Genomic DNA, 12,016 nt, shown 5'->3' on the forward strand with positions numbered 1-12,016 from the left:
ATGAAGCAACTACTTTCCCGCCTTGCGTTGGCGGTTGGCCTGGCTGCGCCTATGTTGTTGGCGCACGCGGACGATCAAGTCAAACGCGGTGAATACCTGGCCCGCGCCGCTGACTGCATGGCCTGCCACACCGCACCGGGTGGCGCACCGTTTGCAGGCGGTCTGCCGATTGTTTCGCCGTTCGGCACGATCTATGGCACCAACATCACCCCGAGCAAAGAGCACGGCATTGGTCTGTACAACGATGACGAATTCTTCGCCGCGCTCACCGAAGGCAAACGCCGGGATGGCGCGAATCTGTACCCGGCGATGCCGTACACCTCGTACCACCTGATGCCCCGTGCAGATTCGGACGCGATTCATGCGTACCTGAAAACCGTCGAGCCCATCGAGCGTGCGGCGCCGGTTACCCGCCTGAGCTTTCCGTTCAACGTGCGTCTGGGCTTGATGGGCTGGAACATGCTCTACGGCAAGGATGTGAAGCTTGCGCCGACCGAGGGCAAAAGCGCAGCGTTCCAGCGTGGCCAATACATGGTCGAAGTGCTCGGCCACTGCGGTGAATGCCACACGCCACGGGGGTTGCCCGGCGCAATGCAGCAGGATAAGCGCCTGAGCGGCGGTGTGCTCAATGGCTATCTGGCACCCAGCCTGTTAGCCACTGACCTGGCCGCTCGTGGCTGGAATCATCAGGACCTGAGCACGTTCCTCAAGCACGGCATGAGTGCCCAGGGCACGATGTTCAACGAGATGTTCCCGGTGTTCCACAACAGCACCCAGGGGCTCAGCGATCCGGACCTGGCCGCCATGGCGACCTTCCTGCTGGGCGATCAACCACCGGTGGCCAAGGTGCTGAGCGAGACTTCGCTGGACGCCATGAGCCCAAGCGCCCAGCGTGGTCGTCAGGACTACCTGAACGTGTGCGCCGGTTGCCACGCGCCGAACGGCGAGGGCAAGCCGCACATCGCGGTGGCCATGCGCGGCAACACCACATTGCGCCTGGAAGATCCGCGCAACCTGCTGCGGGTGATCGAGGACGGCATCGGCGAGCAGCAATTCACCGGGTTCGAACGCATGCAACCGATGCCGGGTTTTGCTGACAAGCTCAATCATCAACAGCTGACCGATCTGCTCAACTATCTGCGCCAGGGTTGGGGCGGCCAGTCGGGTGAGCTGGCGGTCAGCGACGTGCAGAAGCTTGCGGCCGATGCGCCGCCCGCCGAGCACAAGGCGCACTGACATGCAGCATCTCGATCTGCAAGTCATTCGCCGGGCGCTGGAATGGTCGACAGCGGGCCAGCAGGTTTGGCTGTGCACGGTACTCGCCACCTACGGTTCGGCGCCCCGTGCGCCGGGCTCGCTGTTGGCGGTGAACACTGGCGGGCAATGGATCGGCTCGCTGTCCGGTGGTTGCGTTGAGGAAGACTTCCTTGAACGGGTTGCCGAGGGCGCGTTTGCAGAGGCGGTGAGCGTTGTACGTTATGGCGACGGCGAGGCACCGCGCTCGCACGTGAGCCTGCCCTGTGGCGGCGTGCTTGATGTGCTGGTGGAGAAGCTTGAGCCCGATTGCTCGGTTCAGGTCCACTTGCGCGAGTTGCAAGCCGCGTTGCTGGGCCAGCGCCGATTAATTCGCGAGGTCGATCTGGCCAGCGGTGCGCGCAGTGTGTTTGCAGACAGTGAGCAAGGCGTGCGCGTCGAGCGTGAGATCGACCGGGTCCGTGTGCGCATTGGCGCGGCGCAGCGTTTACTGCTGGCAGGCTACTCCAGTGTTGCCCAGGCCTGCGCCGAGTTTGCCGTGGGCCTGGGTTTTGAGGTGATTCTGTGCGACCCCCGCGACGAAGTGCTGGAAGGCGTGGTGCTGCACCACGTCGAAATTCGTCGCCAGTTGCCGTCGGTGTTCATTGCCGAAGGCGGCTGCCATAGCGACACGGCGGTGGTCGCGTTGACGCATGATCCGCGCATTGATGATCTGGCCATGATGGAAGCCGTGCGCACCGACGCGTTTTACATCGGTGTCATGGGTTCGATGCAGACGTCACAAAAGCGCTTTGAGCGCTTGCGCCGAATTGGCGGCTTGGGCGAGGTCGAATTGGCGCGCATTCACGCGCCTATCGGTCTGAACCTGGGCAGCAAGACCCCGGCGGAAATCGCGTTGGCAGTGCTGGCCGATATTCTTCGGATTCGCAGCGGCATCGCGCGGGATCGACTCTGAGCGACCCGCGCGGCTCGCTCCCGCCACTTTTGCCAACAGTCCTGACAAAAACTGACACTGCCCTGAATTAAGGTACGCCCTCACATTCAGTGCAGGTCACGCCCATGAAATTCGCCTCTGTGCGCCTCGTCACCCAGCAATTCGAACAACTCGTACAGTTCTACCAGAACCTGTCCACCCTCGAGCCTCGGCGCCTTGCCGAGGGTTTTGCCGAGATTCACTTCGAGGGTGTGGTCCTGGCGATCAGCGATGAACGCTTGATCCGCCTGCACAACCAAGGTTTGGCCGTCGCGGCGAGTAATCGCTCGGCGATTCTGGAGTTTGAGGTGGCGGATGTGGCGGCGATGTTGCTCAAATTGCGCAGCGCAGACGTGTTGATGCCGGTGACGAAAATGCCTTGGGGCAATACGTCTGCGCTGCTGCAGGATCCCGATGGGAACCGGGTTAATCTGTTTTCAAAGCCTGATTAGCTCAGACAAATGGCTGCCCGCTGAAACCGCGTGGCAGGCGCTGCAGCCCAGGCAGGTCGGTGAGGCGTTGCGTCCAGGCACTGCGCCAGTCAACAGCGGTATGGGTTTTGGCCTTGCGCGCGGAACGGCGGGCGGCATTGCGCTGGGTGCGGCGCGCTTCTTTGTAGGCGTCGGTATTGCGGCAGGTGCGGCATTTGACTCGGTTCAGCTCCGTGCTGGACGTGAGGTTGGTGCCGTGATGGCCGCAAGCCAAATGCCCGGCGACCTTGAAGTGAGTGACCATGTAAGCGTCTCCTTCTTATGGGGGTACGCGCGGCCATGAAGCAGCGGCGGCGCGTGGGCAGGGCGCGGGCAAACAACCCGAGCCCTCAGGGTTGTGACCTCGCCCGCGGCGCGGCGTTCGGTTTTATTCCACGGCGGGTTCACGCTACCCTGTGGTGCCAACAATCATAAAAAGGAGTGAGTGATGAGCGTCGAAACCTTGCCGCTGGAAGGCAGTTGCCGTTGTAACCGGGTGCGTTTCAGTGTGAGTTTGCCGCCGGTAATCACCATGGCGTGCCATTGCAACGGCTGCCAGAAGATGACCGCCAGTGCGTTTTCCCTTAGCGCGTTGATTCCGGCCGCTGGCTTCACCGTGATCCAGGGTTGCCCGGTGATAGGTGGCTTGCACGGCGTGGACCGCCATTATTGCTGCCCGCACTGCATGAGCTGGCTGTTTACGCGCCCCCATGGCATTGATGAGTTCGTCAATGTGCGCGCGACTTTGCTGGAAAATGCCCGTGATTACGTGCCGTTCATGGAAACCTGGACCAGCGAAAAACTGCCGTGGGCCGCCACGCCGGCTGTCGAAAGCTTTGCGCAGTTGCCCGAGCCGCAGGACTTCCCGCGTTTGATGCAAGCCTACGCCGCGTTCAGTGCCAACTGAGTTCAATCAATCAGTGCCAGCAGGTCGGTATCACCGACGTCCACGCCCGCCTGGGTCAGCAACGTAGTTGCCTGACCTCGGTGGTGGGTCTGGTGGTTGAAAAAATGCACCAGCAGCGCGAAGAACGGCTTGTGGTGCGCCACGCCGCGCATGTTGTGGTAATGCAAGCGCTGGTCCAGATCGGGCTCGCGCAGGCTGTTGGCCCAGTCGATGATCAACTGGTCCAGCCAGGCGCGGCGGGCCGCCAGTTCGCGCAGATCGGCGAAAGCCAGTTGCTTCAAGTCAGAGGGCGTGGCAATCGACGTTAATGGCGCCAACTGGGCAAAGCCTGCCGGGTGCTCGGCAAATCGCTTGAGCCATACCGTATCACCCAGCGTCAGGTGGTTCAGTGTGCCAAGGATCGAGCCGAAGAAAGCCTGTCGATCCGCCGTCAACTCTGCGTCTGTAAGCCGGCCTGCGGCGTCATAGACCTTGCGGTTCATCCACTGGTTGTAGCGGGCCATCAACGTAATGTGCTCAAGACGGTTCACGTGGTTTCTCCTTCAACGTGGTGAGCCCATCATAAGGCGTGCCCGCCCGGCGGTCTTGGTGTTCCTGCGGTAGCGGGCTATGGTTGTTGAACGCTAATACTACGCTGCGGGAGAGTGACACCATGAATACCAGCAATTTACTTGAACAGCTGCTGCGCGCCAGCCAGCAAGGCGGCTCAGGCGGTGTGCAGGGCGGTGGGCTGGGTGGCCTGGGTGGTTTGCTGGGAGGTTTGTTGAACAGCTCCGGCAGCGGCAGCAACGCTGCGTCAGGTGGTGGTCTGGGTGGTTTGTTAGGTGGTCTGGGCGGATTGTTGGGCGGTGCGCCCGCCAGTGGCACTTCCCAAACACGCTCCGGCGGGATGAACTATGCGGCATTGGCCTCCTTGGGGATGGCGGCTTTCCAGGCGTATCAGGCCTGGCAACGCCAGCAGGCCAGCGCACCGCAGCAAGCCATCCAGACGGTTGACCAGCTTGACGGGCAGGAAGCTGAGGCCCATAGCCATGCGGTGTTACGCGCTCTGATTGCGGCAGCCAAAGCCGATGGCAGGATTGATGAAAACGAGCAGCAAATGATCTCAACCGAGATAGGCCGCCATACCGATGAGCCGCAGTTGAAGCAGTGGCTCGACGACGAAGTCGCCAAACCGCTGAATGCCGCCGATTTCGCCGAATATGCCGCTGATCCAGGGTTGGCGACCGAGGTCTACCTGGCCAGCTTGATGATGGTCAATGACCAGGCGCCAAAAGAACGCAGCTACCTGGACGATCTGGCGGCGCAGTTGCAACTCGCACCAGAGTTGCAACTGCACCTGGAGCAGCAAGTTAAAAAAGCTTAAAACCGCACAGTTGCGCCGGTGGTCAGCCATTGGTTGTGATCACCGGTAAGGCTCTGCCCAACCACCACATCCACATCCACCAGCTTGCCCACATGGAAGCGCGGCCCAGCCTGCCACGCCTGGTCACCGCCTTCCTGGCCATAGCGTTCACCGATCAGCGTGAGCGCGTCTGCCAACTGGTACTCAAAACCGGTGCCCCAAGTGAGCCGGTGGTTTTGCTCGCCGCCGTTGTAGGCATGGGTCCAGCCGCCATTGAGGCTCAGGCGCAATGCCTGCACCGGTTGCCAGGTCAACGGCACATTAAAGTCCGCGCCGTCGAATGCATGCTGGCGGTCCAGGGCAAAGTGGCTGGTGGCAGACACCGCGATCTGCAGCCCCAATGCTTCTTGCGACCACACTTGGGCCTTTACCTGCGGGCTGATCTGCGTCTCGGCTTCACCTGCATTGCTGGCGCGCGACAGTGCTGCGCTCCATTCCACGGCAGGTAGCGCGCTGAAGGTACACGCCGGGTTAAGCGTCTGGTTATGAATATTGCCTTGATGCCGATTGGCGGTGTACCAGGCGTCGACGCTGCACTCGCCCGGATCGTTGATCCCGCCGTCGTCGACCACATAGGAACCGCCGGCCGCCTGGGCTTTGGAAAACAGTGCGATGAGTAAGATAAGGCCCAGTGTGGTGCCGATAAAGATCAGGTTACGTTGCAGCGCACGACGTTTGGCCGGTGGCAGCAGCAACAGGGTATGGCGAGCGCCCCGGTAGTGACGTTCGCGGTATTTGGCAAACCCGTCCGGACGCTGTGGGCTGTGTTTTTTGTGCATGATGCACCTCGCTTGAATTCAGCTTTCTACGGTCAGCACCGAAATGCCGCTGGCTTTGGCCTGGCAGACCAGCTCCGAGGTGTCGTCACCACCCGGCAGGGCGATGATCACGTCGGGACGGCTGTCGGCGAGCATGAAATGGTTGCGCTGGCGTTCCGCCTGCTTGCCGTGGCGTTGCCAATTGGGTGGGTAGCGCACCACGTCGATGCGCATTTCCCGCGCCCATTCCTCGATGTCGCTGCCGAGGAACTGGTTGCCGCCGTGAATCAAAACCTGCACGGGGCGCAGGCGGTGGTAGGCGTCCAGCACTTGGCGGGACTTTTTGGTGTCAGCGTAATGACGACCTGCACAGATAAGCACGCGCATAGTCAGGGTCCTTGTGTTGCACGGTGGCGGCCGGGCGACCGCCACCGTTTAAACGGCGGGGGTGATCAGTACCACTGCTTGAAGCGGCGGATGTAGATCGTTTTCATCAGTTGTGCCACGCAGCAGTAGGCGAGCAGGGTGCCGACCAGCCATGGGAAGTAGGCCAGCGGCAACGGCTCCAGGCCCACCAGGGTGCCCAGCGGCGAGAACGGTACGTAGATCCCCAGCCCGATGACGATGGCGGTCATCATCAACACCGGCCAGGCGGCCGTGCTCTGGAAGAATGGGATCTTGCGGGTGCGCAACATATGCACCACCAGGGTTTGCGAGAGCAGGCCCTCGATAAACCAGCCGGACTGGAACAGCGTCTGCATTTCTACGCTGTTGGCACTGAACACGTACCACATCAGCGCAAACGTGGTGATGTCGAAGATCGACGAGGTTGGCCCGATCCAGATCATGAAGCGGCCGATGTTTTTTGCATCCCACTTGCGCGGTTTGGCCAGGTACTCCTTGTCCATTTTGTCCCATGGCAAGGCCAGCTGGGAGATGTCGTACATCAGGTTTTGCAGCAGCAGGTGAATCGCCAGCATCGGCATGAACGGGATGAACGCGCTGGCCACCAGCACCGAGAACACGTTGCCGAAGTTGGAGCTGGCGGTCATGTTCAGGTACTTCATGATGTTGCCGAAGGTTTCGCGGCCCTTGAGCACGCCTTCTTCCAGCACCATCAGGCTCTTTTCCAGCAGGATGATATCGGCCGATTCCTTGGCGATATCGGTGCCGCTGTCTACCGAGATACCCACGTCGGCATCACGCAGCGCCGGGGCATCGTTGATGCCGTCGCCGAGGAAGCCCACGGTGTGGCCGTTGGCTTGCAGGGCCTTGAGTACGCGGGATTTCTGCAGCGGCGTGAGCTTGGCGAACACTGTGCGCTCTTCCACACGGCGCAGCAGCGTGGCGTCGTCCATCGCTTCGATTTCCACGCCCAGCAGCGGCTGGCCGGGTTCCAGGCCGACTTGGCGGCAGATCTTGCTGGTGACCACCGCGTTGTCGCCGGTCAACACCTTTACGGCTACGCCGATTTGTTGCAGCGCGGCAATCGCCGGGCCCGCGGTTTCCTTGGGTGGGTCAAGGAAGGTCAGGAAGCCCTGGATCACCAGGTTGCGCTCATCGGCGGTGGTGTACTGCTGGCGCGCCATGGATTTAGGGATATTGCGCGTCGCGACCACCAAGACGCGGAAGCCGTCTTCGTTGTAGTCGTTGGCCAATGCCAACAGTTCTGCACGACGTTGATCATCCAGCGGCACGGCGGTGCCACCTTCGAGCATGTGCGTGGAGATGCTCAACATCTCTTCCACGGCGCCCTTGCACACCAGCAATTGGTCGCCGGCCGTGTCGCGCACCACAATCGACAAGCGACGGCGCACAAAGTCGAACGGCAGTTCATCGACCTTGCTGTAGGCCAGCGGCAACTGGAACTTGGGGTTCTGCTCCGAGAACTGCACCACGGCCTGGTCCATCAGGTTTTTCATACCGCTCTGGTGGAAGCTGTTGAGCCAGGCCAGGGACAGCACTGCGTCATCACGCTGGCCGAAGGCGTTGACGTGATGCTCAAGGATGATCTTGTCCTGGGTCAGCGTGCCGGTCTTATCGGTGCACAACACGTCCATCGAACCAAAGTTCTGGATCGCATTGAGGCGCTTGACCACCACTTTACGCTTGGCCATGGCCGTGGCGCCCTTGGCCAGGTTGGCACTGACGATCATCGGCAGCATTTCCGGGGTCAGGCCCACGGCAACCGCCAGGGCGAACAGGAACGCATCGCCCCAGTCGCCTTTGGAAAAGCCGTTGAGGAAGAACACGATCGGCACCATCACCAGCATGAAGCGGATCAACAGCCAGCTGACGCTGTTCACGCCACGGTCGAAGGCGGTTTGCACGCGGGAACCGACAATCGCCTTGGCCAGTGAGCCAAAGTAAGTGCGCGGCCCAGTGGCGACCACCACGGCCTTGGCGCGGCCGCTGACCACGTTGGTGCCCATAAAGCAGATGTTCGGCAGGTCCAGCAGGTTGCCTTGATCGGCCGCCAGCGTAGAGGCGGATTTTTGCGTGACATCGCCGAGGGTGTCGTACTTCTCCACCGGCAAGGCTTCGCCGGTCAACACGGCCTGGCTGATAAACAGGTCGCGGGATTCGATCAGGCGGATATCGGCCGGGATCATGTCGCCGGCAGACAGCTGCACGATGTCACCGGCGACCAGGTCACGCATCGGCACCTCGCGCAGGATCGGCTGGCTGCCGACTTGCTCGCGGCGCAATACGGTGGCGGTGGTGCGCACCATGGCTTTGAGGGCTTCGGCGGATTTGGCCGAGCGGTGTTCCTGCCAGAAACGCAGCAGGCTGCTGAGCAGCACCATGGTCATGATGATGATGACCTTGGTCAAATCGACTTCTTCACCGGCCTGCAACGGCAACCAATAGTCAGTGACAAAGCTGATCCCGGCAAGGGTCAGCAGTACATAGATGAACGGGTTGTTCAGTGCCTGCAGGAACTGGACGATGGCGTGAGGCGGCTTGTCGTGGGCCACTTCGTTGTAGCCTTCGCGTTGCAGACGCGCCGAGGCGTCCAGTTCGGTCAGGCCGTCTTGGGTGGCACGCACATTGGCGAGGGTGGCCGACAGGCCGTTCTGGGCTTCACGGGCGGCACGCATCGACAGTTTGGTGTCGGGGGCGGTGCCATTTTTCTTGTGCAGAGGCGTGTTTTTTACGGCGCTCATTGTCTGTACTCCTGTCGCCAATTCTCGACAAAACATACCCGGTACTTACCTGAATACAGGCGAGCGAAAGCATGCCGAGCCGCGGACTTCGCGATCGGTTTAAATAGGCTGTTCACATAACTTCTACAGTGCCCGCTTAGTGCGCGTTAGTTAACTGGCGCGCAGCGGGCTACTACTGGATGTGTTCATAACGAACTCCAGAATAATCATCAGGAAGTTGCTGTTTCCAGCTGGTTTAAGCGGCGCGGTTGCTCAGGTAAAACTCGAGCAACAGGCTGGCTTGAGCCAGGGTGGAAACCTGAGGTCTCTGCGGGTCTTGAGGGTCGGCGTGGTCCCAGTGCTGCAGCAATTGGCCGCTGGCAGGGCAGATACGCCAGTGCGCCAGCGGGGGAGCTGGGCGCGGTTGATCTTTGCTTGCATGAGGGAAGGGTGCAGCAAAGGTTGAGCGCGTAGGTGAAAAGCCTACAGGCTCGCGGCACAGCTTGGCGCGCAGGGCTGCGGCTAGCGTGCGAATGTCAGGCAAAACAATCAGTTGAAAGGTCATAACACACCTCGGGACCGGACGGGCGACCGGTGAGGCAGTTACGGTGGAGCATCAAGCTCTAGCGCAGCTTACCGGACCTGGAAGGCGAGTCCTGTCATATTCTGGGTTTGGCGCCCGATGCCCGCGTCAGCGGTGCTCGGACAGCGACTAGATACTGTGTCCATTGGCTTCTTTTGTGAGGTTTAAAAAAGGCCCCGGTTGTGGGCAGGGGCAATCTACTCAGCGGGCTACAAAATGTCAACGCATAGTTGGTTAAATACGTCGGTGTTCAGAGTTTATTCAGATAAGCCGCATCGACAAGTTGTGCGATATATAACTTCATATCCCGTGTGCGGCCAGAACTGCCAGATAGATCAATACCACACCGCAGGCGCCATAACTGATGCGTTGCCATAACGGTGAGGCATTCTTGCGCAGCAGGTTGACCAGCGCTGCAATCAGAAAGCACGACAACACTGAGGCCAGCATGAAACCTGCAAAAAACATCAACGTTTGCCCATGGCTGGGTGTGGTCCCAACGATGCCGGACAAGGCGCTGCCCAGCGCGCCCCAATAGACAATGTTTTTCGGATTGGCCAGGGAAATCGCCGCGCCCACCGCCAGCGCATTTTTCCCGGAGCTGGCGGGCGCGTTGCTCGCCTCCGGCAAATGCCAGGCATCGATCAAGCTGCGGATACCCAGCCAGGCCAGGTACAGCGCGCAGACCACCGTCAGCGGCACACGCACCGCGTCATGCTGGATCAGCAGGGCAATGCCGGTGAGGCCGATCACCGCCCACACCGCATCGCCTACCAATGAGCCGATCTGCACCAGCAAGGCCGGGGTAAAACCGTGCAGCAAGCCACGGCGCAACGTCTCTGCCAGCACGGCACCGGGCGAGAGGCAAAACACAAAACCGAATACCAGCGCGTAAAAGAAGATCGTCAACATGCCCGCGTTCCTTCAAGAAAGTGCAGGCAGTGTGGCGATGGGGAAAGGGTACGTCTTGAACCAGATTGCGCTGTTCAGCGCTTCAACACGCTTTGATAGCGGCCGGGCGTGATGCCATAAGCGGCGCGAAAATGCCGATTGAGGTGGCTTTGGTCAGCAAAGCCCAAGGCATGCGCGACTTCGCTGGCCGCCACCCCGTTGCGCAACAGGCCTTTGGCGCGGCGGGTGCGCAGTTGCATCGCCCATTGCCTAGGGCTGAGCCCGGTTTCCTTCTGGAAGGCGCGCAGCAGGTGAAATTTGGACAATCCCAGCTCATCGCCGAGTTGATCCAGAGGCAACACTTGATGCAAGTGCGCAGCGAGCAATTCCTGGGCGCGATTGATCATGCTTTTGCCCGTTGCTGTGCTGCCAGGCACACGCACACCACTGACACTCACCACCTCAGCCAGTCGCAACACCAACGCCTCTTCATTCAGGTCGCGCAGCAATGCGTCGGTACTTAAGGCGCCTTTCACCGCCGCAGCCAGGCGCTGCGCCAGATCAGGCTGAAAGCACATCGAGCGATCGAACTCCAGTTGCGCCAACCCAAGGTCAGCCGCCAACTGATCGGCCGTGGCATACAGGCTGACAAAGTGCCAAGGCGCGCCTTGCGCCGCGCCGCCGCCCTGAATCTGACCGGGGTTGTACAGTGTGATGCTGCCTGGCCCGGCTTCGAACTCGCGGCGGTCCAGCCAGACCTTTTCCTCACCGACCAGGTTTACGCCGATCACGCATTCATCATGGCTATGGCGGGCAAAGGTCAGGCCGGTGCAGGCGGTACTGCTGACTTCGTAGTTGCCCAGCCAGGCGTGGTGCAGAGTGCTCATGATTCAGCTCTGAATGCGGTTGGCATGAGCATACGCCAGCAGCGCCGCTCAAATCGACTGTTGGTTGACGCGCTGCGACAGCTCGTCGGCGCTTTCCTTGCGCTCCGAATAACGGTCCACCAAGTCTGGGCGATCACGCAGTAATACGGTGAACTTGACCAATTCTTCCATCACATCGACCACGCGATCGTAGAGCGCCGATGGCTTCATGCGGTCCTGGTCATCGAACTCCATGAATGCCTTGGGTACCGAGGATTGGTTGGGGATCGTGAACATGCGCATCCAGCGCCCCAGCACGCGCAGCTGATTAACAGTGTTGAACGATTGCGAGCCGCCGGACACCTGCATCACCGCCAGCGTTTTGCCCTGGGTCGGGCGAACGGCGCCGAGGGCCAGCGGCACCCAGTCGAGCTGGGCCTTGAACACCGCCGACATCGAACCGTGGCGCTCGGGTGAGCACCACACCTGGCCTTCAGACCACTGCATCAGGTCCAGCAGCTCCTGGACTTTAGGGTGATCGTTGGGTGCATCGTCGGGCAGCGGCAGGCCCGAAGGGTTGAAAATGCGCGTGTCGGCACCGAAGTGGCGCAACAGCCGCGCGGCTTCCTCCACCAGCAAACGGCTGAACGAACGCGGGCGCGTGGAGCCGTAAAGCAGCAGGATGCGCGGAGGGTGGCCGGACCCTGCAGGCAGTGGGCCTGCGAGGGTGCTGTTGAGGTTGGGCAGCGTGGTCATTATGTGC

The 12,016-nt window shown here is 60.9% G+C and carries 14 protein-coding genes; 5 read left to right on the plus strand and 9 right to left on the minus strand.

The genetic code is table 11. The features are described from left to right. The 3 genes from P5706_RS15225 (at window position 1) to P5706_RS15235 (ending at window position 2,679) form a co-directional block, all read left to right on the plus strand. Window positions 1-1,236 carry a c-type cytochrome gene (locus tag P5706_RS15225; RefSeq protein ID WP_285679799.1) on the plus strand — a complete coding sequence of 412 codons (1,236 nt, stop codon included), beginning with the start codon at window positions 1-3 and terminating at the stop codon, window positions 1,234-1,236. A 1-nt stretch (window position 1,237) separates the two neighbouring features. Further along, complete coding sequence (locus tag P5706_RS15230) at window positions 1,238-2,209, plus strand: XdhC family protein (protein ID WP_285679802.1); 972 nt, start codon at window positions 1,238-1,240, stop codon at window positions 2,207-2,209. 104 nt (window positions 2,210-2,313) lie between these two features. Then, the gene (locus tag P5706_RS15235; protein WP_285679804.1) at window positions 2,314-2,679 is read left to right on the plus strand and encodes a VOC family protein; all 366 of its coding nucleotides are present in this window, start codon (window positions 2,314-2,316) and stop codon (window positions 2,677-2,679) included. Window position 2,680: 1 nt separating this feature from the next. Here the strand turns inward: P5706_RS15235 and P5706_RS15240 are convergent, their stop codons facing one another. Continuing rightward, window positions 2,681-2,962, minus strand: coding sequence for a hypothetical protein (locus P5706_RS15240; protein ID WP_017138846.1), 282 nt, complete (start codon window positions 2,960-2,962; stop codon window positions 2,681-2,683). A 183-nt stretch (window positions 2,963-3,145) separates the two neighbouring features. Between P5706_RS15240 and P5706_RS15245 the strand changes: the two genes are divergently transcribed. Beyond that, window positions 3,146-3,604 (plus strand): GFA family protein, encoded by a 459-nt coding sequence (locus tag P5706_RS15245; RefSeq protein WP_285679807.1) that lies wholly within the window; start codon window positions 3,146-3,148, stop codon window positions 3,602-3,604. A 2-nt stretch (window positions 3,605-3,606) separates the two neighbouring features. Here the strand turns inward: P5706_RS15245 and P5706_RS15250 are convergent, their stop codons facing one another. Then, window positions 3,607-4,134 carry a DinB family protein gene (locus P5706_RS15250; RefSeq protein WP_285679809.1) on the minus strand — a complete coding sequence of 176 codons (528 nt, stop codon included), beginning with the start codon at window positions 4,132-4,134 and terminating at the stop codon, window positions 3,607-3,609. Between the two features lie 122 nt (window positions 4,135-4,256). Here P5706_RS15250 and P5706_RS15255 point away from each other — a divergent pair, with 122 nt between their 5' ends. Next, window positions 4,257-4,970 carry a tellurite resistance TerB family protein gene (locus P5706_RS15255; protein ID WP_285679811.1) on the plus strand — a complete coding sequence of 238 codons (714 nt, stop codon included), beginning with the start codon at window positions 4,257-4,259 and terminating at the stop codon, window positions 4,968-4,970. Here the strand turns inward: P5706_RS15255 and P5706_RS15260 are convergent. The 7 genes from P5706_RS15260 to arsH all read right to left on the minus strand — a co-directional run bounded on the left by P5706_RS15260 (window position 4,967) and on the right by arsH (window position 12,012). Continuing rightward, window positions 4,967-5,788, minus strand: coding sequence for a PA4824 family protein (locus tag P5706_RS15260; RefSeq protein ID WP_200432129.1), 822 nt, complete (start codon window positions 5,786-5,788; stop codon window positions 4,967-4,969). The two genes, P5706_RS15255 and P5706_RS15260, sit on opposite strands and share 4 nt — an antisense overlap. A gap of 18 nt (window positions 5,789-5,806) precedes the next feature. Continuing rightward, window positions 5,807-6,154, minus strand: coding sequence for a DUF2493 domain-containing protein (locus P5706_RS15265; protein ID WP_058420367.1), 348 nt, complete (start codon window positions 6,152-6,154; stop codon window positions 5,807-5,809). Window positions 6,155-6,219: 65 nt separating this feature from the next. Further along, complete coding sequence (gene mgtA, locus P5706_RS15270) at window positions 6,220-8,934, minus strand: magnesium-translocating P-type ATPase (RefSeq protein ID WP_285679815.1); 2,715 nt, start codon at window positions 8,932-8,934, stop codon at window positions 6,220-6,222. A 235-nt stretch (window positions 8,935-9,169) separates the two neighbouring features. Continuing rightward, entirely contained in the window at window positions 9,170-9,478 is a 309-nt protein-coding gene (locus P5706_RS15275) for a hypothetical protein (protein ID WP_200432127.1), read from the minus strand. A gap of 318 nt (window positions 9,479-9,796) precedes the next feature. Further along, the gene (locus tag P5706_RS15280; RefSeq protein ID WP_200432126.1) at window positions 9,797-10,408 is read right to left on the minus strand and encodes a LysE family transporter; all 612 of its coding nucleotides are present in this window, start codon (window positions 10,406-10,408) and stop codon (window positions 9,797-9,799) included. 74 nt (window positions 10,409-10,482) lie between these two features. After that, window positions 10,483-11,274 (minus strand): AraC family transcriptional regulator, encoded by a 792-nt coding sequence (locus P5706_RS15285; protein WP_200432125.1) that lies wholly within the window; start codon window positions 11,272-11,274, stop codon window positions 10,483-10,485. 48 nt (window positions 11,275-11,322) lie between these two features. Then, the gene (gene arsH / locus P5706_RS15290; protein WP_285682741.1) at window positions 11,323-12,012 is read right to left on the minus strand and encodes an arsenical resistance protein ArsH; all 690 of its coding nucleotides are present in this window, start codon (window positions 12,010-12,012) and stop codon (window positions 11,323-11,325) included. Between the last annotated feature and the right edge of the window lie 4 nt (window positions 12,013-12,016).

This window comes from Pseudomonas sp. ChxA, from assembly GCF_030263855.1.
In the GTDB taxonomy this organism is placed as follows: Bacteria; Pseudomonadota; Gammaproteobacteria; order Pseudomonadales; family Pseudomonadaceae; genus Aquipseudomonas; species Aquipseudomonas fluorescens_CB.